This is a genomic window from Lewinella sp. (genome assembly GCF_050633125.1).
In the GTDB taxonomy this organism is placed as follows: domain Bacteria; phylum Bacteroidota; class Bacteroidia; order Chitinophagales; family Saprospiraceae; genus Lewinella.
Map to the genome: position 1 here is coordinate 20,216 of NZ_JBOEFX010000054.1, position 23,006 is coordinate 43,221.

16 protein-coding genes are annotated in these 23,006 nt (G+C 44.1%); 8 read left to right on the forward strand and 8 right to left on the reverse strand.

Features of this window, described 5'->3' with window-relative positions:
* Positions 1–66: 66 nt before the first annotated feature.
* Both ACRBG0_RS12900 and ACRBG0_RS12905 read left to right on the forward strand, forming a co-directional pair.
* On the forward strand, positions 67–2,040 hold the full coding sequence (locus ACRBG0_RS12900) for a glycoside hydrolase family 13 protein (protein ID WP_431487284.1): 1,974 nt from the start codon (positions 67–69) through the stop codon (positions 2,038–2,040).
* Positions 2,041–2,064: 24 nt separating this feature from the next.
* Entirely contained in the window at positions 2,065–2,574 is a 510-nt protein-coding gene (locus ACRBG0_RS12905) for a DUF3124 domain-containing protein (protein ID WP_431487285.1), read from the forward strand.
* Between the two features lie 134 nt (positions 2,575–2,708).
* On the opposite strand, the gene ACRBG0_RS12910 is transcribed toward ACRBG0_RS12905, so the two are convergent.
* The 7 genes from ACRBG0_RS12910 to ACRBG0_RS12940 all read right to left on the reverse strand — a co-directional run bounded on the left by ACRBG0_RS12910 (position 2,709) and on the right by ACRBG0_RS12940 (position 11,249).
* Positions 2,709–3,803, reverse strand: a complete 1,095-nt coding sequence (locus ACRBG0_RS12910) for a hypothetical protein (protein ID WP_431487286.1) — start codon at positions 3,801–3,803, stop codon at positions 2,709–2,711.
* Positions 3,804–3,842: 39 nt separating this feature from the next.
* Positions 3,843–4,823, reverse strand: a complete 981-nt coding sequence (locus tag ACRBG0_RS12915; RefSeq protein ID WP_431487287.1) for a glucosaminidase domain-containing protein — start codon at positions 4,821–4,823, stop codon at positions 3,843–3,845.
* Positions 4,824–5,093: 270 nt separating this feature from the next.
* Entirely contained in the window at positions 5,094–5,972 is an 879-nt protein-coding gene (locus tag ACRBG0_RS12920; protein WP_431487288.1) for a hypothetical protein, read from the reverse strand.
* A 51-nt stretch (positions 5,973–6,023) separates the two neighbouring features.
* Positions 6,024–7,178: a hypothetical protein gene (locus ACRBG0_RS12925; RefSeq protein ID WP_431487289.1), complete on the reverse strand. Its 1,155-nt coding sequence runs from the start codon at positions 7,176–7,178 to the stop codon at positions 6,024–6,026.
* A 22-nt stretch (positions 7,179–7,200) separates the two neighbouring features.
* On the reverse strand, positions 7,201–8,649 hold the full coding sequence (locus tag ACRBG0_RS12930; protein ID WP_431487290.1) for a T9SS type B sorting domain-containing protein: 1,449 nt from the start codon (positions 8,647–8,649) through the stop codon (positions 7,201–7,203).
* A gap of 435 nt (positions 8,650–9,084) precedes the next feature.
* Positions 9,085–10,035, reverse strand: coding sequence for a septal ring lytic transglycosylase RlpA family protein (locus tag ACRBG0_RS12935; RefSeq protein ID WP_431487291.1), 951 nt, complete (start codon positions 10,033–10,035; stop codon positions 9,085–9,087).
* Positions 10,036–10,301: 266 nt separating this feature from the next.
* Entirely contained in the window at positions 10,302–11,249 is a 948-nt protein-coding gene (locus tag ACRBG0_RS12940; RefSeq protein WP_431487292.1) for a glycosyltransferase, read from the reverse strand.
* A gap of 116 nt (positions 11,250–11,365) precedes the next feature.
* Between ACRBG0_RS12940 and ACRBG0_RS12945 the strand changes: the two genes are divergently transcribed.
* The 6 genes from ACRBG0_RS12945 (at position 11,366) to ACRBG0_RS12970 (ending at position 21,051) form a co-directional block, all read left to right on the forward strand.
* Positions 11,366–13,543, forward strand: coding sequence for a peptidase domain-containing ABC transporter (locus ACRBG0_RS12945; RefSeq protein WP_431487293.1), 2,178 nt, complete (start codon positions 11,366–11,368; stop codon positions 13,541–13,543).
* 113 nt (positions 13,544–13,656) lie between these two features.
* On the forward strand, positions 13,657–14,922 hold the full coding sequence (locus ACRBG0_RS12950) for an HlyD family efflux transporter periplasmic adaptor subunit (RefSeq protein WP_431487294.1): 1,266 nt from the start codon (positions 13,657–13,659) through the stop codon (positions 14,920–14,922).
* Between the two features lie 129 nt (positions 14,923–15,051).
* Positions 15,052–16,605, forward strand: coding sequence for a hypothetical protein (locus ACRBG0_RS12955; protein WP_431487295.1), 1,554 nt, complete (start codon positions 15,052–15,054; stop codon positions 16,603–16,605).
* A gap of 125 nt (positions 16,606–16,730) precedes the next feature.
* Positions 16,731–18,743 (forward strand): bifunctional riboflavin kinase/FAD synthetase, encoded by a 2,013-nt coding sequence (locus tag ACRBG0_RS12960; RefSeq protein WP_431487296.1) that lies wholly within the window; start codon positions 16,731–16,733, stop codon positions 18,741–18,743.
* Positions 18,736–19,464 (forward strand): RluA family pseudouridine synthase, encoded by a 729-nt coding sequence (locus tag ACRBG0_RS12965; protein WP_431487297.1) that lies wholly within the window; start codon positions 18,736–18,738, stop codon positions 19,462–19,464. The genes ACRBG0_RS12960 and ACRBG0_RS12965 overlap by 8 nt, the downstream gene beginning before the upstream one ends.
* Before the next feature lie 738 nt (positions 19,465–20,202).
* Complete coding sequence (locus ACRBG0_RS12970; protein WP_431487298.1) at positions 20,203–21,051, forward strand: alpha/beta hydrolase; 849 nt, start codon at positions 20,203–20,205, stop codon at positions 21,049–21,051.
* Positions 21,052–21,157: 106 nt separating this feature from the next.
* On the opposite strand, the gene ACRBG0_RS12975 is transcribed toward ACRBG0_RS12970, so the two are convergent.
* Positions 21,158–22,549: an aminopeptidase P family protein gene (locus ACRBG0_RS12975; protein WP_431487299.1), complete on the reverse strand. Its 1,392-nt coding sequence runs from the start codon at positions 22,547–22,549 to the stop codon at positions 21,158–21,160.
* Positions 22,550–23,006 lie beyond the last annotated feature (457 nt).

Genomic DNA, 23,006 nt, shown 5'->3' on the forward strand with positions numbered 1-23,006 from the left:
TTCCTATGATTTAGCAGGTTTCGTGGATGTTGTCCCGCGGAACCTGCTATAGTTTTAAGTAAAAAAATGATGATTCACCAAAAAATGGCTTTAGCCAATATTAAGCGTACCGCACTTTGTGGACTACTGGGCTTTTTGTTTACCCTACCTTTAATTGCCCAACATGGCATCTACAATGATGATCCGATGCAAAAAATGCCTCTGGGCACAGAGGAGAGTGAGTATCATTACCGCGAAGCCACCGGAGAATCCTTCTCCAATACGCGTATTGAACCACCCAATTGGTGGACAGGAATGGCAGAGCGCCAACTGGAAATCCTGATTTATGATCGAAACGCTAGCGACCTAGAACCCTCCATTGATTATCCGGGGGTAAGCTTGTTGGAAACGACAAGACTGGAGAATCCCAATTACATTTTCCTTTTACTGGATATAGCTCCTGAGACCAAGGCTGGTAGCTTTTTTATTGAACTAAAGTATCCGGATGGTAGAGAAAATAAAGCTTACCCTTACGAATTAAAAGCCCGCGACAATACCCCTAAAGCACAAGGTATTACAGCAGCTGACTTTATCTATCTGATCATGCCGGATCGATTTGCCAATGGTGATAAAGGCAACGACAAAGGGCGAGATATGCTCCAGAAAGGAACCAACCGTGATAAAGTGTTTTTTCGACACGGTGGAGACCTCATTGGGATCATGGAACACCTCGATTATATCGAAGAATTGGGGGCAACTGCACTTTGGCTAAACCCCGTGCTCGAAAACGACCAACCTTACGAAAGTTACCACGGTTATGCCGTCACAGATCATTATGAAATTGACCCTCGTTTGGGTAGTAACGAGCAATATCGGCAGCTGATACAACTGGCCCATGCACGCGGGCAGAAGGTTATCATGGACGTTATTTTCAACCACACAGGAGACCAACATTGGTTTATCAGGGATTTGCCTGCTACCGACTGGATTCACCAATGGAAGGATGGTTATCGCGATATTTCCTACCGGGCGCCAGTACACCTTGATCCTTATGCAGCGGAAAGCGACTTCACGCAAGTTACGGATAGCTGGTTCGATAAGCATATGCCAGACCTAAATCAACAACATCCACAATTAGCCAACTACCTCATTCAGAACAGCATCTGGTGGACAGAATACAGTGGCCAAGATGGTTTTCGTGTTGATACTTATGCCTATTGTGACCAGGGTTTCATGAGCGAATGGAATCGTCGGATGCTAAAGGAATATCCCGACTTAGGAATATTTGCAGAAACTTGGGTCCATGGCACCGGTGTTCAGTCCTGGTTTGCTAAAGGAACACGGGCGAATGATCATAACAGTCACCTGCCGGGAGTTACAGATTTTCAACTGTATTATGCACTCAAAGAAGCCCTCACCGAAACACAAGAATGGACAAGTGGTGTTGCCAAAATTTACTATATTTTAGCACAGGATTATCTTTACGAAGACGCTTACCGCAATGTCCTGTTTTTAGACAACCACGACCTGGGGCGTATTTACGGCGAACTAGGAGAGGATTTAGATAAATTCAAATCTGCTGTAAGCTTGTTGCTCACGCTGCGAGGTATTCCGATGCTTTATTATGGGAGCGAAATTCTGATGACCGGTACTGGCGGGGCTTTTGGCGAAGGTGGCCGACGAGATTTTCCCGGTGGTTTCCCCAGAGATAAGGAAAACAAATTCAAAGAGAGAGACAGAACTACCGAAGAGCAAGAGGCGTTCAATGTTATAAAGGCACTAGCGAATTACCGCAAGGAAAATCCTGTGTTACAAAACGGTCAACTCACACAGTACATTCCAGAAGATGGCGTATATGTCTTCTTTCGTTACAATGAGGAAAAAACAGTAATGATCGCCTATAATTCTAATCCTGCAGAAATGACACTCGCAACCGACCGCTTTGCACAACAAATAGCAGGAGCAACAGCTGGAACAAACATCGTTACCGGACAGAAAGTTGAGGATGTGGCTAGTCTTTTACTAAAGCCTTACGAAACCGTGGTGTTGGAATTGCAATAACAACCTGAAAAACTAGAATTTATAATGAATAAAATACTCCAACTAATACTCCTCGCAACCCTGTGCTTTTCCTGCATAGATGAGCAAGCTATCAGCTCCATTTCTCCTGTGAATTGGGAGAAGAGAAAAGCAAGAGAAATAATTCTTGATTCACTAGAGCATGGCATGACTTATCTCTCTGTGTATTCTCAAATTTATAGCCAAACGGAGCATACTACCCACAGCTTGACAGCTACAGTGAGCATGAGAAATACGAGCCTAAAGGATACCGTTTATCTAAGTCAGGCCGCTTATTATGATACCCACGGCACATTCCTTCGGAGTTATTTTGACGAAACTATCTTCATCGCTCCCATGGAAACCGTAGAAATTGTGATTGACGAAATAGATAAGGATGGAGGTACCGGGGCTAACTTCATCTTCGACTGGCATATCCGGCACAAGGCGCATGAACCTGTCTTTGAAGCAGTAATGATTTCCACCTCCGGGCAGCAAGGTTTATCCTTCTCCACGCAGGGAAAAAGGGTAGAGTAGTCCTGTCATAAACTACCAGGAAAGGTTTGCAATTTGAACCATATAAGGGATTATAAGGTCATTTAAGTATTATAATAAAGACACTTATTATGGTTTTTATAATCCCTTATATGGTTCACGATTTGTAAAAGCGATTATTGCTTCCGCGTCACTTTCATGTCTCCTCCCAACGCAATGATATCAGAGCGTTGCTGAAATTCCTTATCAGCGGACCGAGAGTGGTCGCCCTTGTAAGCATCCCAACTTTCGTAGCCATGCTCAAGGGCAATCATTTCCTGAAGGACAGACCAAAAAAGGCGAGGATTGTCATAACTTTTAGTTTCTCCTTTGCGGAATGACATGGCTTCTTCACGACCTTCTGATACTTCGACACCAGTGATGGCCGCAGGAGTATTCACGCTACTAGGCAGGCCATATTTTTTTCTAACCTCGGGCCGGTCAGCATAGTCATTATAAGCTTCTGCCAAATTCTTGTTTCGAACCTCCTCGTCCGCACCCAAAGCGGAAGGGTCTCCAGCGTAATCTGCTTGTTCAACTTTTCGTTCTACGTGACGGCTGTACATGGCTTTATCATAAGCCGCGAGGCCTTGGCGGTCAAAGATACTTGCTATTTGAACACCGTCAAAACCAGCAAGACTTAGCCCCTTAAACCATTCTTCACTGTTGGCGATGTATTTCATATGTGATTTGGCTTCTCCGCTGGCATTGTCCCTTACTTCTGCCAGGTAAGCTGCAACGTCAGCTGCACTCATACTGAGGTCGCCTTGCCCTTGCTGAAGGAAATAGACCCCAGTGGCAAGGATTACTCCCGGCGACATGGTTTCTTTTTCAGCCTCCAAAAAGGTTTGCGCGGCACTCATTTCTATCCAGCTGTTGATATCGCTGCTCCGAATCATGTTGCGGCTATTGCGGGTGCTGACTGGTTTTACTTCTGGGGTGGCAACCGTTCTGATTTTGCTACTGCGGGAAGCTTCCCGTAGCGTAGGGAGTGCTGCACGATCTGAAGGACTTCTTCTGATAGAGCTACTTTCTCCCCTGAGGTCTTCGCGTGCCTTACTCAAGTTAAGGGTTGCATATTCTTGGGTTGGCCCAAGTTCGTCTTCTGTGAAATCCTGGGTCGTCTGTGTTGCCAGAAAGGAGGATAAATCAGATTTTGAAACAAAGCCAACACAAAGCACAATGGCCGCAAAAGCGCCAAAGTATTTAAAAATTTGTAGAATGAAATTCATAATTACACGATTTTTGGTATGTTATTAAGTATAAATTTTTCATGAGTTAAGGGCGTTCGATAAGGCAGCATCCAGCCGCCATAATTCGTAGGTCTCAATCAAGTAAACCAGCTTTTTATGGTAGCTTTTTGAGGTCGCATAGCCCGCCATTTTTAGGCCGGCAGCTTGTGCTGCGTAATAGGGCAGGGTAGTGTATCCAAAAAAGTCTTCGGGGGGAATTCCAGAGGTCTTTTGGAAAATAGAAGCCATCTCCGTAATATCAATTCGCTCTTTTTGCACAGGGAATGTCTCCCAAATCCAGGCATAGCATCCTTTGCGGGCTGTCGTACATTTGTTTTTCAACAAATTGCTGTGTCGTCGATAGCTATCCTGCACACTAAGATAGGTTTCAAACCGGTCGTATTTATGGTCGTCATGATGTTGAGATACCCCAATGGCCGGTGTTTTAAAAGTAAAATCGTGATCATACAACTGACCATAATTTTTACTTTTTATCTTTTTTCGACCATTAGCATTAGGAAGGGCTTTTATACCAAAATGATTGTTGGTTGTTCTGGCCAAACGAGACCTGCCAGCATCACTTTCCAATATTCCCTGAGCGATGGTAATACTTGCTGAAACATTGGTATTGTACATATCATACAAGGCCTCATCCAGATAAGATTCAATATAAGCCAGGTAAGCATTAGCTGCCTTTAGTTTCCCTGACGACCAACCTTCTTTGGCTAGTTTTTTGGCAATTACATCAGCGTTCCAGTTATGACGAACTTGTAATGATTCTTCAACGTGGAAGGCAGTAGACATTTTCGAGCGCGGCTCTAACAGTCTATTGTCCAGGGTAATGATATGAATGGCTAGCTTTTCTCCTAAGGTAGTGGTCTGTTCCCAGCCTATTCGGGAGGCGTCCGTGATTTCCTGGATGACAGGAAGCTTTCTAAATTCGTCGAATCCTTGTTCGTAAATAAAATATCCACCACCTGCCAGCACCAAGAAGCCAAAGACAGGCAAAAACCCATCCATAAAGGAATTGATTATTTGTTGTAGATAGTTCATTAGCTCACAAAGACAAAATAAGGCGCTCTGGTAAATAATTACAAGCAAGGAAGCTGATTAACAGCTGCCAAAAAAACACAATGGGAATGAGTGGAAGTGGGGCGTTGATTAAAAAAGATTGCCATTTTTTATAGGAAATGGCACGTGTAGATCACTAGTATGTGGCAAAAGTAGCCCTTTGACGCGATAAGATAGTTGATTTTTTCTTATTTATCCTCTTTTGTCAGTTGCCCTCTTTTAGTAAAAAAGGTATTCCGTCTTGAAGAAGATTCCAATTCTGTTCTGGTTGCGTTTTCTTACCCTGGTAATATCTAAGCCTAAATCTGCTCCAAGTGTAAAACGCAGAGGGACGCGCTGGAATGGCGAGATGAACATTTGCCCTTTCACCGTTGCCAAAAGATACCACTCTGAGCCTCCCGTATTTTTGGGCGCCTGATAGCGGATACTTTCGTGCAAAGTGGCTTCAAGGGACTTATATTCATCAAAGGTAAGGTCGCCTTCGGCAACATCCCGTACGAGGTGATCTGTTATCAATTGCAGTATACCCGATTCTTCAAGGGAGATGCCAAATCCACTATCAAATCCCGCTTCTAGGCCGGTGTAAACAGAGGCCATCAGCGATTGAGCACTGGCGGTAGCAGGAACAATTTCCCACATGTTATTCTCGGTCAAGAGACTCATCTCGTGTCGCAACGAAAACGAAAGTCCTCCATCACGGAAACGAGAGCCGCCAACACTAGCGGTCGTGCGTGTATCGCGATTAAAGGTTTCATATTGCATCCCCATATAAAAGCGGAAAGCATTTTGGGTTACAGGCCCACCAATAACCGTGTCGAGATCAATTTCAATCTCCTCTAGACTGTCTATTTCCAAGATTTGAGTAGCGTAGCCTATTCCGAGATTAAAGAGATTAATCTGCCGAGCAGCATGATCAAAATCTTTGAGGTTTGCAGCGTCACTAACAATGCTGGTTTCATTTGCCAGGCCTACGGTCAAAAACACACTGGCACTGTTGGGGCTCTGACCGCCATTAATAGAGCGGCCAAAAAAGTCGATTTGTGCACTCATCGTACAGGGAATCAAAACCAGAAAGCACCAAAATGTAAAATTCTTCATAAGCTTAAAATTCTGAGTAGTCGTTGAAAAGATAGCTGGTATTTACTTGTGTTAACCCTCGAATAGCGATGATTCTGTGCTTCTTTTATTAAAAATCCACTTCACGTTAACGGTAGGAGTGATTCGCTGTATTTTCAGTTCAGGGTTAGACGGGTGATCATTGCTCAACTGTTGGGTCTGATAAAAGAGTCCTATACTGGCATCTCCAGTCCAGGTACTATTTGCCCAACGATAACCTAGAGCACCGCTAAATTCCATCGTTTTTCCTGTAGCCACAGGTAGGCCAAACCCATAGAGGGGTAGGCGACTCTCCGCAGCGTCCAGGATAATTTGCCCGGCTTCATCTGTATTAATAAGGTTTTCTAATGGGTCAGGGAGGGCATTCCGTATTTCTTGCCCCATATCCACTTCTCCCAACAGTTCACGGCCTTGTTTAAAAGTAAGGTCAGTGGCTTTTACCCAGCCAAAAGCAAAATCACCATTGAGGTAAATACCGCTACCACTATTCCATTCCAGTTGCCGAAACCCGGTAAGCAACATAAATGGATGAACCAACAATTCCAACGAAACAGCATTGTTGAGTGCTGATGTAGCTGCAAGTTCTCTGGCTGCTACGCCTACAAATTCATTGACATCAAATAGCTTGTTGATGTCCAGGGGCTGTGGAAATTGCCCAGGAGACAATGCCCCTGACCAGTAGTTGGCTCTCATGGTAATGCCAATGACATTTGCTTCACATCTAGCCAATGAAGTCCAGTTTCTGACCTCTCGGCCGACTTGGCCGGTGGGTAGCTCAATCAAGAGGTCTTCAAGTGGTCTTTCTACAACACTTGGTAAATTTACGGCATTAAGCAAATCGTCGTCAATGGTAATATTTCCTCCCAGGATCGTTTCGTCAGCTACATAACTCAAACTGCTTTTTTGGTACATATACCGCACTCCAGGTTTTACTTGAAAGCTTTCCATGATCCGGAGTGTTACTTTCTTTGACCACCAGCTAAAGTAATCCATCCGCTGCGCTCGCCAGGGCCATTTGAATGTACTGGGTTTACCTTTACTCTTCATATCATAACTCGCAACAGTTAATGCTCGTTGTTTTGTAATATCAAGTAACTGAAAATCCCCTTCATCTACTTCCTGGGCCAATGCTGTCGCAGTTGTAAACATCCCCAAAAAAACAAAAGCCAACCAGTAAATATGCTTCATTCGTTGTTTTTTAAGCTGTTTTTTACTTTACTAAACTCACCTCTCCGGAAATATTTTTCCATTCTCCCTGGATAGCACGGTACCATAGTTGATAGGCAAACAACTGCGGATTGAGCCGTTTACCCCGATAAGTGCCATCCCAACCCTGCCATATAATCCCCTGAGACAACTGTTCTGTCTGTTCCAATCGCTCATCAAAAACAGTGCCCCCTGTCCTTGAAAATATCTGCAACCGTACCTCCTCTACATTAGGGGAAGAGTAGACGCTGAAAAAATCATTATTGTTATCGCCATTGGGGCTAAAAGCGGTAGGAACATAAACGCCAATCGGCCGTACCAGAATCTCGACCTCAGCGACACCTGCACATCCGATAGAATCAATCGCTGCTACTTGAAAACTGCCACTACTGCTGGCGATGTAATTGAAGGTAGTGTCCCCAATTTCGGGGCCACCATCCCAAATGATTTCGTACGGATAAGGAGTATTACTAACTAAGACCTCCATTTCAATGGCTGATCCTTGCCAAACCTCTAGTGGATTAGTGGAAAGCAACAAGTGTTCAGCCACGGTAGGTGTGAGTTCTACTGATATATCTGTAAAACCAACAGTAGCACTCTGAGTAGCTGTACAACCATTTTCGTCCGTAAAAGTGACCGAGTAGGTACCGGGTTCACTTACTTCCAGAGAATAGTCATTACTGCCCGTATTCCACATGTAGGTTCCTTCTTCTAGCGCATAAGCCTGCAACAACGCCATTTCGCCCACACAGGCATAAACATCCTCCAGGAAAAGTTCTGGGGAGTCATTCAGTTCAGTCGAGGTGATAAGGATACTGTCACAACCACTACTGGCGGTAAGCGTATCCATGCTGATGCCTACCTCCGATGGTATACAGCTTTGGGCATAGAGATAGGTGGTGTCAATAACATCATCCAGAAAATAGTTCACCAATAAACTATCACAGCCACAGCTGCTTGGCAGGTTTGCTTGGAGGGAATCTAGCGCAGCAAAATTTGCACAATCTAGTCCTTGCTGAATAGTATCTACAGCTGGTACCAAATGGTACACTATGCGCGTATCACAGGACGCAATGCCTGTTCCGCTAGGAGTGTTGGTGACCCCATCAACGTATAATGCTTCTTGGTAACATTGGTCGATAATGACAAAAACCGCCAGTGAATCATCTCCAAAACCGTAGCTAAAGTTAACGTCGTTGTCAATCGTCCAGGTATTGCACAATTCCTGGGTAGGATTAAGACGTACGGTGTCTCCACAGCTAACGAAAATGGTATTTTGAAACTCTATAGGGGTGGCCAATGTACAATCGCCACCAGGGTCAAGGCATTCGTCTTGGGCATTTCCAACGTAGGGCAGTAGTCCGAAGAGTAATAGTCCACAAACACTACTCGTTCGTGAGAAAGAAAACAGCTGCATCACAAAGAAATAAAAGACGCTTAAGAATTTGAGCACACTTTGATGATTTAAGGAACAGCACGAAAATGAAAACCGATTTCGCTCCGCGTCTACTACGTGGTTGTTTTTCAAAATAGTTGAATGAACGCTTCATTTCGAGTGTCTTAACTATCTGAAAAGCTTGAAAAATCGCGTTTTGCTTTCTGCGCAATACATGGTCAAATTACCCAGCGGTATGCACTGGTAAATTAGGTCTTCGGGACAATCTCCCGAAAGGTTTCTAAGCTTGTTGTTTTAACAGGCGGAAACCATAGCGCAAGACTGTAAAAGATAGTGTACTAGAGATTATGAGTAAGAGACAAGTTGCTTAAAAGAGATGTTTTTTGCCATCAAAAAAGGGTAGCTCTTCTTGACATTCGCTGGGCAACGAGACAAAAAACACTTGATCTTACTACTGATCACAAGGTACGAAGATTTTAAAAACCTAGCACCTTAATTCTTATCTACTTCTATGAGTTTGGTTTGAAAGACAAGGCCTTTAATTTCATGGTAATCGGCGAGGTCTTCCACATACTCGCGGGCATCATCCAAGGAAAGAAAAGGAGAAACAATAACCCTGTGCAGAGGTGCACCGTCTTGATTGAGTTCTTTTAATAGAAAAATATTATTGAAACCCTGCCCTTGGAGTTTTAAAACATGACGCTCTGCATTGGAATACTTGCTATATGCGCCTAGCTGAACAGCGAAAGGAGAGATAGGCACATCGATGACATTGACTTCTCCAATATTAGCTGTGATTCCTTTGGTTGGCGTTGCAGGAGATGGCTCCCGATTAACCTCACTTATTTGCGTATTCGGTGGATTGGTTACAACAGGCGTGCGCGCTGTCAACCGAGGTTCGTCTACCTGATAAGTATTGGGGCGAGGAAGTGTGGTTTGATAGGCTGTTGGTGATGTCGGAGAAGGGGCTCCCCGGCTAGTTAGCTTAGGCTCAGGCGTTAAGCTTGCTGCCGCACCATAAGAAGTAGGGTTGGTACTACTAGAGCCTATGACACTAAGTTTAACCCTGGCTTGACCAATAGACAGGATATCCAATTGTTGAGCTGCTGCTTTGCTAAGGTCTATGACACAGTCATCACAATAAGCTCCGCGGTCATTAATTCTAACCGTTGTAGAAAGGCCATTGTCCATCCGCGTTACTTTTACAATGGTACCTAAGGGTAATTTTTTGTGAGCTGCTGTCATCTGCTGCTGGCTGAAAACCTCACCCAAGGCCGTGGGATTACCTTCGTGATAATCAGGATAAATCTGTGCGGTACCTGAATAATCTACTTCCGTAGAAACTCCTTTTTCAGTGGTATCAGCTTCATTATTCCAGCGAAAACTCTGTGCTTGAGCAAAAATGCTAAGGCATACGCAAAAGGTAAGTAGGGTTAATTTCATTAAGTTAAGTTTTTGGTTAGCGCCTGCTTGGAATAAATTTTCATCCATAGCAAGCTAGCACTAATATTCAAAAGTTGAAGTTGTGGCTTTTGGTCGCTTTGAATTCAAACTTCGTGAATAGTCAGTGTTCGGTGTTTCCCGCTCACAAACGTTTCCTATCCTTGTTTTGTTATCAAACAAGATGGGATTAACCAGCAATGAAAGTAGATTATGATGAAGCTTTAACCAGCTTCTTTTGTTGCGTACCCCAAAATTAGTGGTTTTTATTAAAACCGTTGCACTGATTCAATAATATAAGGAGGGCGTTGTTTCATTTCCGTGTAAATATTCGAAAGATAGATAGACATAATGTAGAGATTCAGTGTCGTTACAGCAAAGAAAATTGCAATAAGAATGACCAAAAAAGTCCAACCCGAATCTGCAATAGCCGGATTGCCTAAGAGATCCGTTTCTGTAAATTTCACCTTGAGGGCATTGGCGATAACCCCCATTAAGAACAAAAATGACCCCAGGAAAATAAGCAGCATACTCGACCGCAGAAAGGTCGTATAAGAGGTGATGGCCACCAGCGAAGTGCGAAAGCGCTCGCGAAAATCTTCGTCATTAGGTAGTGCCTGTTCGGTATTGATACTGGTGGTACGAAAGCCAATAATCGAATAAATCGCTTTCATGTACCGCAGGTTTTCCCGCAAACGCAACAGGGAATTCAATGCCCGCCGAGAGATCAAACGCGTATTATGGGCTTTTTCATCGACCTTAAGCTGGGAGTACCGCTTGAGGATGAAGTAGAAAGTGCGGTACAACCACTTCATTCCCTGAGAGCTTTCCCGCTCACGGGCCCGCAAATAGACGACATCGTATTGCTCCTGACTCTTGGCAAATAGCTCAAGGATAACCTCGGGCTGATCCGCAAAGATCGTTTCAAAAATAACCGTATAATCACCATTTGCACGATCAAGGCCAGCCAGAATCGCGTGATTCTTATTCGTGCGAGACGAAAGCTGTATCAGATAAATCTGCTTCTTGAGTGCAGGTAGGAGAGGGGCTATGGCATCATCTATCCGCCACTCTGGTACATTGTTGACCAAAATGATTTCATAATCACTGAAATTTGCTTCCAGAATAGGAAAAAGCCCCTCCAAATAAATGGAGAGCTGGTCCAGGTCATATTTCTGATGAATGACCCCAATAACGGAAATGAAGGTATTATGCATAGCATTGCAAAGTAAATAGGTTTTCCGCGAATAAACATAAGTTGTTGTGAAATATCACCAAAAAGGTTAATTTTGTTGAAATCAGCGTTTTGCATTTTCCTCACGGACAGCAGGGTATGGCCAAACAATTTCCTTTTTTTCAACAGTTGGAACGCATGGACTGCGGAGCAACCTGCTTGCGGATGATTGCTCGTTACCACAACCGCTATTATTCGCTGGAGTACTTGCGTGAGTTGACTTATATGGGCAAGCAGGGGGTTTCCTTACTCGAAATCAGTGATGCTGCTGAAGCTATTGGTATGCAAACACTGGCCGTAAGAGTGAATTACGACCGCCTCCAAGACGATGTACCCCTCCCGTGTGTTGCACACTTAGAAGATGAGCATTTTGTTGTTGTACACAAGATCAATGCTACCCACATCTGGATTGCCGACCCAGCGGAAGGCAAGTTCAAAATAACAAAAGAAGAATTCGAAGAAAGTTGGGTACAGGGGGAAGAGGAAGGTGTTATCCTCGTCTTGGAACCTACACCCGAGTTTTATGATCGCGATAATGAAGGCGTAGACCACTCTCGTTGGAGTTACGTGTGGGCTTATTTTCGCCAGGAATCGAGTTTACTCATTCAGCTTGGCGTTGGCGTAATTGTAGCAGGTTTGTTACAGATCGCCATGCCTTTCCTACTGAAATCACTGGTAGATATTGGTATCGGACACCTTGAACCCAGTTTCATTACTATGATGATAGTGGGCTTGATCTTGTTGTTCATTGCCCAAACTGTAGTAGAAGTATTTCGGCGCTGGATTCTTATCCATGTTGGCGTGAGGGTCAATGTCAAAATTCTTTCAGATTTCCTACAAAAGTTGACAAGGCTACCGTTGCGCTACTTTGATAATCGACTTACCGGAGATTTACTGCAAAGAATTGCTGATCATGAGCGTATTCAACGTTTCCTGACCTCTACTACGTTGGTTTCTGTTTTGTCTCTATTCAATTTCATCGCTTTCTCGCTGCTACTTTACTTTTGGAGTGGATGGGTATTAACGGTATTTTTCCTGGGAACCCTATTGAATTTGGCCTGGGTTTACCTCTTCCAGCAGAATCAGCGAGAAATAGACTACAAAAGCTTCGATCAGTATGCAGACAACCAAGGAAAGCTAATCGAATTGGTCGAAGGTATGCAGGATATCAAGCTCCATAACGCCGAAAAATCGAAACGTTGGTCTTGGGAACGCACCCAGGCTGCCCTCATTCGTACAGAAATGGGTGGTGCTGTTTACAACCAAATTCAGCGTACCGGCGGTGATTTTATAAATGAAGGCAAGAATTTGATCATTCTTTTCTTTGTCGCCAATGCTGTCTTAGAAGGCACCATGACCCTGGGAATGCTGGTAGCTATCATGTATGTGGTAGCCCAATTGAATTCTCCTATCCGACAGTTTGTCGAATTCATCCGTTCCTTTGAGGAAGCCAAGATTAGCTTGGAACGAATGAATGAAATTCACACCAAAGCCAATGAGGAGGATGCCCGTGGCAAGATCAATATGCTACCGGAAACGGGCGATTTGAGCTTTGAAAATGTTGATTTTCAATACAACGGCCCAAATTCTCCTATGGTGCTGAATAACATCAGTCTTGATATTCGAAAAGGAGAAACTACTGTCATTGTAGGTACCAGCGGTAGTGGGAAAAGCACTTTACTCAAGCTGTTGCTTAATGTCTATCAACCCGTAAGTGGTGCCGTTCGGCTTGGCGAAGTAAAGCTCGATAATCTGCAACACCGCTTCTGGCGTGATAAATGCGGTGCTGTTTTGCAAGATGCTTATATTTTTAATGACACCATTGCGAAGAACATCGCTCTTGGAGATGAAATCATTGATAAACGAAGACTACTGAGAGCCGTTAAGGTCGCTAATATCCAGACTTACATCGAGGGTTTACCTCTTGGATACAGTACGAAAGTAGGAAAAGAAGGACTTGGCCTGAGCCTTGGCGAACAACAACGACTTCTCATAGCCCGAGCAGTATACAAAGACCCAGATTACTTCTTTTTTGATGAGGCTACCTCTGCACTGGATGCTTTTCACGAAATGCTCATCATGGAAAATTTTGCAGAAGCTTTCCCTGATAGAACCATGATTATCGTAGCACACCGCCTAAATACTGTACGCTTGGCAGACCGGATTATCGTCATGGAATCTGGCGAATTGGTAGAACAGGGAACGCACGAAGACCTTTACTATTCTCGTGGTGCTTACTACCAACTTGTCCGTAATCAAATTGAGCTTGGAGCATAACGCAATGTGAATTGGCAGACGCAAACCACTGCATTTCCAATAATTTGCAATTCACTTACGATATCGAAGACATCTGCCCCCTTCACCACAATGAACTACAATTACTTTAATCTATGACCGACGATATAGATATTAGGAGTGAAGAAGTACAGGAACTGCTAGGTACTCCTCCGCACTGGCTCGTTCGCTGGGGATTATTGTTTGCATTAATACTCCTTATTGTGACCGTTTGGTTACTATATTGGATAACCTTTCCTGAAACGGTCAATGCTGTTATTCGCATCAAGCGAGAAGACCCTGAGATCGAACTGATCACTCCCCGTTCCGGGCATATCAGTGAGATTTTTGTTGAATCTGAAGATACTGTAGTTGCGGGTGAGACACTCATCGTACTTAAGTCAACAGGAGAACCTTCTGATATCCATTATTTGGATGACAAATTAGCGCGCGTAAATATGGATCAGGACTCAGTGCTGATCAACTTAAATTTACCTAAAGACCTTATTCTTGGAAGGGTCAAAGAGCAGTTGTATACCTTTCAGGAAAAACAAGATGAAGTAAGAAACCTGCAAGAAGGAAGGCTTAGTCAAATGTCTATTGATGATATCAAGCAGGAAATCCGACAGGAAGAACGACAGATAAGTCGAGCACGGTCATTAATCGGAGTTTTAGAAAATCAGCGACTATCCAGCATAGCAGCTTATGAACGAGAATTAAATTTATTCCAGCAGGGAAAGATAGGGGATTACAACAGTGTCCGGGAAAAGGAAAACCTTAAGCTAGAAGCGGAGCGCAACGTATTGGAGACCGAATCCAGCATCAATGCAAGCTTAGGTAATATCAAACTCCTGCGTAGGCAATTAGCTACGACTGCTACCATTTCAGAGGAAAGTAAGCGTAAAGCAATGGATGGCTTAAGGGCAGAATTCGATAATTTACGCAGAGCAGTTGGCGACTGGCGCCGACGCAACATGGTCGTTTCTTCGATTGACGGGGTTGTTATTCTTGATGATATTCAAGAAACCAATTATGTAGAATCAGAAGACCGCTTAGCGGTAGTTATCCCTGCATCGCCTTCTAGTTTGATTGGTAAAACAGAACTTAAGCTCAATGAATCAGGGCAAGTTGCGGAAGGCCAGAAAGTGATTGTTGATTTCTTCAGCTTCCCCGCCCAACAGTATGGCGCCGTAGAAGGGATTGTAACCTTTAAAAGCAAAATTCCAACCAAGGATGATACCCTTCCTATAGAAATACGCTTCCCCAATGGCCTGGTAACCAATACCGGACGCAGTCTGGAAGTAGGACAGGATATGTCAGGTAATATGACAATTATCATTGAAGAAAAGCGGCTAATCAGCTGGTTGCTACAGCGGCTGTAAAATGCATAAATGATATGTTAAGTACTTGAAAAGCCTTTTTTTACAGTTCTAGTTTTAAAGAAAACTTAAACCCGACTTTAATCATCAACAATCTTGCTGCTTTCATGCTTATTTGTAAAAACTATAAGCATGAAACACCTAACGCTACTTTCTCTTTGTCTTTGTTTACTTTCTCAATCTGTTTTAGCACAAGAAAATACTGATTTACCCCCTTTTTTTTCCTCTATTCAGGCTACTACAACCTGGGGAGCTGATTTCCCAAGAACTAAAGGGGAGGTCAACTTTCAACTGTTTTCTCCCACTGAAAATGCTTATCACTTATTCCTTGACCCCAATAAAGCGCCAAAGGCATTATTGACGTTTAATAACCAGCATACGCTATTAAAAAACGAACAATTTGAACAAAGATTCAACTTAGAACCCCTCGTTTTTCAAGGAGCGATAAGTAGTAGGAGTAATAGTTTTACATGCTTTTCTCTTTTTTCACCTAAAAAGTCCACTCAGACTGTTATGTTGGCCCCCTTCCGAGATGGGGCATTAGGCAATTTAAACACCCTTTTTTCTTATGAGAGGTCAACTGCTGAAAGCGAAAGCGCAATAAGTACCGATAAATACAATAATCTAGGAGTCGTTTCTCCGCTTTATCGTAGCCCGGATGGAACAAAACTGGCTTACATTCAGTGTATATCGAAAAGGACAGTCAATACACAATCGCAATTTGTAATTGCTGTGATGAATGAATTTGGCGAGTTGCTCTGGCGACGAAAGCTAGAATTAGAGAACGTGGCCGAATATATAACAGTTCTAGATGCAACAATAAGCAATGATGGCAAGGTGATTCTTTTGACTCAGCTCCATGCTTCCAAAACATTTGCAGCCTCTGTAGGAACACCCCATATAGCCGGTTACCGGTGCCAGGTTTTTAGCATTGATGAAACTGCAATACAAGATATAGACATCTATCTAGAGGAAGAGGAGGCCCCATTAGAAAGTAGATTGTTTCTTCCTGGCGGCACCAGTGATGTTGTTACCGTTTGTGGACTCTACAACAATCTGGCCCTAGAAGGTGGAAACAATGGTGTCTTTATTAATACCATGAACATTGATGAGCAAACATTCACGTCGAATACCCACCCATTTTCCAATGTTTTGGATAGCAATAGTAACTATAGTGATTGGCAAGACAAGTTAATACTGAGGGACTTCTTCTTGTTAGATAACGGAAATTTTGGTTTTATCGCAGAGGTCGCTTACATCAGTACTCCTCAGCGTGTTGCAAATGCACAGCAGGTAAGCTTTGCAACTCATCAGTTGATTATTCCCTGGTTTAATAAGCAAGGGGACTTGGAGCGTATTGCTACACTAGATAAAAAATTATTCACCTCCAATCCCTTGGCCAGCTCTTTTGCTGTAGGAGCCAAGGGAAATCAACTCCATTTTTTGTACAATACAGAAGCGACTACGACCTTACCAATACCCGCAGACGCAAAGAGAAATTCTATATTCACGATTTCTCGTACATTGAATACTCAGGCAGGGTGGTCTTCAGAAAGAATTGTTGCAATAAATACAGAAAAGAAGAAAGAGATACTTGCCCGACGTTCCACCTTTGCAAACAATCAGACTTTTTTGATTGCAGCAGACCGAAAATCTTTTCAAGTGGGTATTTTTACTACCGATTAGTAACCGTATCCAATTGCTGCTCAACAGCCAAGCGGGCGGGAATAATACCATTACTGTCAGGGGGGATAATTTGTTATCCTTCCTAGCGTTTACGGTTTAAATATTTCTTTTACTTTTGCAGCGTAATGAGAGTATTCTATCAGCTCGAAGACCTTCCTCAATTTAAGAGGGCGGTACTCACCATCGGCTCTTTCGACGGAGTACACAGCGGACATCAACAGCTGCTGGCCCGTATCAACCGCCTGGCACGCCAGAGTGGTGGCGAGAGCATTGTCATCACTTTTCATCCCCATCCTCGACAGGTTATTTATCCAAAGGATGATTCCCTCAAGCTATTATCAACCATTGAAGAAAAGGTAGCTCTATTTGAACGCTATGAGGTAGATAATGTCGTCGTCGTTCCATTTACAGTAGCTTTTTCACAGCTTAGCGCTGATGAGTATATTCAACGGTTCTTGGTGGATAAATTCCATCCTGCGACGATCGTCATTGGTTACGACCATAAATTTGGACTGAATCGCCAGGGAGACATTGATTACCTCAAGTGGCACAGTAAAGGAGCGGGCTTCAATGTGGTAGAAATCGAGCAGAAAGAGGTTGATGACATCGCAGTTAGCTCGACCAAAATTCGCAATGCGCTATTATCAGGTAAAGTAAAAGAAGCAGGCCGTTGGCTTAATCACCAATACACCCTGACCGGGAAGGTGGTGCATGGTCAACAGCTAGGTACAAAACTGGGCTTCCCTACCGCAAACATCAAACCGAGTAACAAGTATAAGCTGATTCCTGCCGATGGTATCTATGCTGTTCGGGTAGTGCATCAGGAGGACGAATACAATGGAATGCTTTACATTGGTCGTCGACCAAGTATTGAGGGGGTCGATGAGCGAGTTATTGAAGTTAATATTTTTGATTTTGATCAAAAAATATACGGCCAAGAGCTGACCCTTTCTCTCGTAGAGTATACTCGGGGAGATCAGCAATTCTCCGATCTAGAAGGTTTAAAAAAGCAATTGGCGAAAGACAAGGAAGCAAGCTTGCAGATTCTTTCAAAAGAAGAACCGAACAGCCTTGGTGCGACATTCAATCCCCAGGTAGCTATCGTTATCCTCAACTACAATGGAGCAGAATACCTCAAGCAATTTCTACCTTCGGTAATCGACTCCCTGGAGAATACAGACTATCGTCTAATTGTAGCGGACAATGCCTCAACGGATAATTCTCTGGAGGTGCTCAGTACAGAATTTCCGGAAGTAGATTGCTTACGCCTGGATAAGAACCACGGTTTTGCTGGGGGATACAATGAAGCCTTGGCCCAAGTTGAAGCAGACTATTTTGTATTACTCAACTCTGATGTTAAAGTGACAAAAGATTGGCTTCATCCCTGTATCGAGCAGCTTGAAGCTGATCCTGGCCTCGCTGCCTGCCAACCTAAAATAAAAGCCTATTCAGATCCGGAATATTTCGAATACGCTGGTGGGGCAGGAGGGTGGATAGACACCTTGGGCTACCCCTTCTGTCGTGGGCGGATATTTGCCACCCTCGAACAAGACGAAGAACAATATGAGGAGAAGGAGGAGATTTTTTGGGCTTCTGGCGCAGCGATGTTTGTCAGGGCCGACCTTTTCAAGTCCTTCGGAGGTTTTGACGCCGATTATTTTGCTCACGCAGAAGAAATAGACTTATGTTGGCGATTTAAGCGTGCTGGTTATCGAGTTATGGCCATTCCTTCTTCAATCGTTTATCACCTTGGAGGAGGTACACTTGCCTATCAGTCGGTGCGAAAAACCTATCTCAATTTCCACAACACTTTGGTCACCAGTTTCAAAAATGAAAGTAAGGGCAAACTGCTGTGGTGGCTGCCGCTCCGGTTGTTGATGGACGGGCTGGCTGGATGCCTGTTTTTACTCCAGGGAAAGTGGCAACACATCGGTGCAATCGTAAAGGCTCATTGGCACTTTTTTCCTCGCCTGGGGTATTGGCTAAAACGTCGCAGGAGCTATAACCAGCGAATAACAACATTAGCCATAGGTCCTGAGAATAGAAAAGGAATATATCGGGGCAGCATCGTTTGGGCTTATTATGGCCGTCGTATCAGGTCCTTCGGGGCATTACCAAAGCAACGTTTGAATGGCTAAACAGAGACTAGAGGTTTTACACGAAGAAGAATCGTTTCTTGTAATCAACAAACCCAGCGGGGTACTAAGTGTGCCAGATCGTTATGATCAGGATCTTCCGAATGCTAAACATCTATTGCAGGAGATTTACGGCGATATTCTTACCGTTCATCGTATTGATAAAGATACGAGCGGGCTGCTTGCTTTTGCCCGTACTGCAGACGCACACCGGAATCTTTCTCAACAATTTGCAGCACATAGCCCTCGGAAAGTTTACTTGGCACTTGTGGAGGGAATCCCTTTCGAGAACGAAGGAGTGATAGAAACACCATTGATAGAAGACCCTCGCAAACCGGGCCGTATGACGACCGCCGCGAAAGGATTGAGCGCTCACACCACTTACAAAGTCGTAGAGAAATACGCTAACTTCAGCTTACTGGAGGTGGGCATCAAAACCGGGCGAACACACCAGATCAGGGTGCATCTACAGTCTATTGGCCACCCTGTGGTAGGAGACCCCTTCTATGGGCGCAGGCACGAATTATTTTTGTCTTCAATAAAAGGAAAGAAATACAGAAAGGCCAAGGGCAGACAAGAGCGGCCACTGATGGGCCGTACGGCTTTGCAAGCCTACCAATTACAATTAGAGCACCCCATCTCTGGAGAAGAAGTGTCCTTTGAAGCTGACCTCCCCAAGGATTTTCGCGCGACGCTTAATCAGTTGAGTCGTTGGGATAGATAGAGTGGAAGTATAAGCAGTGATAGCTCTGCTGAGTAAAGAAGACAATAAGTACCCGAATATCATGCATAAATCCTTATTAGTCCTATTTTATTCATTAGTGATTAATATCGCAAACGCACAAGTTGAATCTTCTATTCCTGACCAGTTTACGATGAAGATTGATCTAGAAAACTTAAACGCTGACACTGCATGTTATTTGGTTATTTCATTTTTGAAAACGGGTAGTGTGGATCATTTTATCTGGAACGACTCTCACTGTTTTTCGTTTATAACGAGTATCTCTTCCTTAGGAATTCAAGATACAAATTTGGCACCCAACGAACGATTAGTGCGATACCAGCAAGTATTACCACTGTCTCAACTAATTATCGAGAATGACTTTGGTGACATGGAGACCATTGGTTTTAATCGAAAACACCCCAGAACAAAATTGCTCGATGATAGGGTTGTTGTTAATAGTCAATTTGCTTTGCCGAAACCAATTAATAATTTTCTATCTTTTGAACATTCAAGTACTATAGTCTTCAAATACAAGACTGAGTTGTCTGAATTATTGCTCAGGTCAGAGGACACCCAAATCCGTCTTCATTATCTCTATGTCCCCTACGAACACAACGATTCTTCTCCGTTCATTTTAACATCTAATTGGGTGGACATTTATAAGTAAATACTGTAAGTTAGTAAGAACTACTGTTGGTTTTTCGCAGGGCAAGCCTAAAAAAATAACACCTACTCTTTATGATTAGAGGTACGATCTTTCACGAACTACTCAATTTGCCTTTCTATTTGTTAGATGTGAAAGGCTCACCCAGCGTAACCTACCCCATCAAGAAGTTACCTTTCGGTAATCATCCCCGCCAATACTGCTTGGTCATAGAATCAGCTACCACGCCAAAGGCATGGATTGTCTATTGGCATGGTGGTGGCTGGCAGTTTGGAAGCCCAGAGCAGTTCCAGAAAACGGCAAACGCATGGCTGGAAGCCGGCTATGGGGTGATTATCCCAAGCTACCGCCGTTTGCCTTGGTATGATTTCCGTGCTATCCGCAGGGATACGATCGACGCATTAGTGGCCTGTCGACATTATTGGGAAGAAAACAATGGTGATCCTTCTCCGCCAGTTGTGTTATTGGGGATGTCCGCAGGTGGTCACCTGGCTGCCATTACAGGGCTAGATGCGGGTATTTGGCAGCAAGCAGGTTGGCAAAGTGAGCAAATAAAAGGGGTTATCGCCTGTGGGGCAGTCCTTGATTTGTCTATGATGAAAAATAACCCCGTTATTCGTTTATTGGCTGGGTCTCCCCAAAGAGCTACCTTCTCAAAGGCCAATCCTTCAGCGCAGTTAGCTGTTTTTACAGCACATATTCCCCCGTTTTTATTGATTCATGGCACAAAGGATGGAATGGTACCCTACCAGGCAGCAACAAATTTTCAAAAGCGCCTTCAGGAAATTCCCTCTGCTGCTTGTGAATTGATCACCATGCAAGAAGGGACGCATTTAGATGCTGCCCGCTGGATGTTTCATGACACGCCCTTGCGTCAAAGGATTATTGCCCGCGCCGAGGAATGGACAAATACAGCGATATAGCTTAGCAAATAGAGAGGGCTATGCATTTTTGCATAATACTAAGTATCCAGCAAAGAATAACTTTCCCATTTTAGGCTAGAGGCTTTGGTGCAGAGCACCGTTCTATCTATAACTGACGAGCAGCCTCAATGTCTGCAATACTTTTAGGTATAGCCTTGCCAAGCAATCGAGAACCATTTTCTGTAATCAAGAGGTTGTCCTCAATTCTGATACCCCCAAAGTTGAAGTAGGGCTTTAGTGCACCATAATTGACGAAATCCTTGAATTTTCCTTCAGCTTCCCAACGCTCAATAAGGGTAGGAATGAAATAGATGCCAGGTTCTACGGTCAACGCGAAACCGGCTTCTAACTTCTTAGCTAAACGCAATGATTTTAGACCAAACTGAGTAGAACGCTGTGTATCTTCATCGTAGCCCACCCAGTTTTCGTTGAGGTCCTCCATATCATGAACGTCAAGTCCGATCATGTGGCCTAGACCATGCGGGAAAAACAAAGCATGAGCTCCTTCTGCAACAGCTGCTTCCGTATCACCTTTCATCAAGCCCAAGTCTTTCAGGCCTTCAACGATGATTCGCGCAGCCTGTAGGTGAGCATCTTTATAAGCAAACCCTGGCCGCAACGCCGCAGAACAGTCGTCCAAAGCTTTAAGGACAATAGCGTAAATGTCTTTTTGTTGGGACGTAAAGATTTTGGCTACGGGAAAAGTACGGGTAATATCCCCGGCATACTGACTAATAGAGGAAGCTCCAGCATCCAACAAATAAAGGTGCCCATCTTTGACCACATTGCCATGGTGATGGTTGTGCAAAATATGCCCGTTGATGGTTCCAATGCAAGGATAAGCCAGGCGACCACCGCCACCAATAGCAATGCCTTCTACTATTCCTGCCACGGTGGATTCCCGCTGCCCTTCTGCTACCGTACGCATGGCTGCGAGGTGCATAGCGCGGGTTATATCAACGGCCTTGTCCATTTCCGCAGCTTCTTCCGCTGTTTTGTGAGAACGCAATTTGATCACTGCATGGCACAACGGTGCTGAAAATCCTTCTCTGGTCGCTTGCAAAGATTGCCCTAAGCAATCAGCTAGCAGCTCTACCCGTTCCGCCCGATAGGGGGGGAGGTAGTGAACCGGCTGCTGTTGCTCCTTTGCCTTGCGAATAACATCCAGCCCTGTTTTGTAAGGAGCATGTTGATCAGCTCCAATTAAGGCCGTCTTTTCGTCCATGCTCGGCTGGTTGCCCATCCAAACGATGTGATCGAGGCTGAGGTCATTGCCATAGAGCGTGGTCTTACCTGTCGACAAATCCATGATTAGAAAATGCCCTGTATCCTCCAATCCGGCGAAATAAAGGAAGTTGGAATCCTGGCGAAACGGATAAGTATTGTCCGTATAATTCATCGGGCTCTCTTCGTTACCGAAGATAAGAAGGAGTCCGTTATCAGTCATTTGTTGAGCCAGTGCATCCCGACGGTCCCGGTAGGTAGAAGGAGTAAACATAGAACAGGAATTTTAGAAAAAAGGAAAAGAATCTCTAGTAAATGAAGTCGCTTAAAACAAACTCGTTGCCTCTTTACGAATAGCCATTTGAGCTGTAGCCACAGGATCGTAGTCGCGTTGTTGCTGGTAGGCAAACNNCAATGCATCTCGGTAAGCCTTGGCGGGAGCATCCTTGGGCAGCTTCTCGCTCACCAAATCTAAAAACTGAATCAAATCATCCCTTGTTGCTTTGATGATTTCCCATAATTTTTCAGATACATAAATTTGTTGTGAGATATTGTGCTCAAACTCTTGCTGAACGGTCATCATGAGTGCAATCTTTAAAGTATTCGCCTGCATGCTACTACTGTCAGTACGCATGAGTAACCCCGGCAAGGATAACCGTTCAATAAGAAGCGATAGCCTTTCATAGGCCTGCATACGCAGCGGCGTAACCGCACTTTGGCGCTCCTGCCGA

What these genes read in the sequence shown, in the direction of transcription:
- ACRBG0_RS12920 (WP_431487288.1), bottom strand. Translation starts at nt 5,972, where the DNA reads ATGAAGAATTTTACATTTTGGTGCTTTCTGGTTTTGATTCCCTGTACG.
- ACRBG0_RS12915 (WP_431487287.1), bottom strand. Translation starts at nt 4,823, where the DNA reads ATGGATGGGTTTTTGCCTGTCTTTGGCTTCTTGGTGCTGGCAGGTGGT.
- ACRBG0_RS12940 (WP_431487292.1), bottom strand. Translation starts at nt 11,249, where the DNA reads ATGCATAATACCTTCATTTCCGTTATTGGGGTCATTCATCAGAAATAT.
- ACRBG0_RS12975 (WP_431487299.1), bottom strand. Translation starts at nt 22,549, where the DNA reads ATGTTTACTCCTTCTACCTACCGGGACCGTCGGGATGCACTGGCTCAA.
- ACRBG0_RS12925 (WP_431487289.1), bottom strand. Translation starts at nt 7,178, where the DNA reads ATGAAGCATATTTACTGGTTGGCTTTTGTTTTTTTGGGGATGTTTACA.
- ACRBG0_RS12965 (WP_431487297.1), top strand. Translation starts at nt 18,736, where the DNA reads ATGGCTAAACAGAGACTAGAGGTTTTACACGAAGAAGAATCGTTTCTT.
- ACRBG0_RS12945 (WP_431487293.1), top strand. Translation starts at nt 11,366, where the DNA reads ATGGCCAAACAATTTCCTTTTTTTCAACAGTTGGAACGCATGGACTGC.
- ACRBG0_RS12935 (WP_431487291.1), bottom strand. Translation starts at nt 10,035, where the DNA reads ATGAAATTAACCCTACTTACCTTTTGCGTATGCCTTAGCATTTTTGCT.
- ACRBG0_RS12955 (WP_431487295.1), top strand. Translation starts at nt 15,052, where the DNA reads ATGAAACACCTAACGCTACTTTCTCTTTGTCTTTGTTTACTTTCTCAA.
- ACRBG0_RS12950 (WP_431487294.1), top strand. Translation starts at nt 13,657, where the DNA reads ATGACCGACGATATAGATATTAGGAGTGAAGAAGTACAGGAACTGCTA.
- ACRBG0_RS12905 (WP_431487285.1), top strand. Translation starts at nt 2,065, where the DNA reads ATGAATAAAATACTCCAACTAATACTCCTCGCAACCCTGTGCTTTTCC.
- ACRBG0_RS12900 (WP_431487284.1), top strand. Translation starts at nt 67, where the DNA reads ATGATGATTCACCAAAAAATGGCTTTAGCCAATATTAAGCGTACCGCA.
- ACRBG0_RS12910 (WP_431487286.1), bottom strand. Translation starts at nt 3,803, where the DNA reads ATGAATTTCATTCTACAAATTTTTAAATACTTTGGCGCTTTTGCGGCC.
- ACRBG0_RS12960 (WP_431487296.1), top strand. Translation starts at nt 16,731, where the DNA reads ATGAGAGTATTCTATCAGCTCGAAGACCTTCCTCAATTTAAGAGGGCG.
- ACRBG0_RS12970 (WP_431487298.1), top strand. Translation starts at nt 20,203, where the DNA reads ATGATTAGAGGTACGATCTTTCACGAACTACTCAATTTGCCTTTCTAT.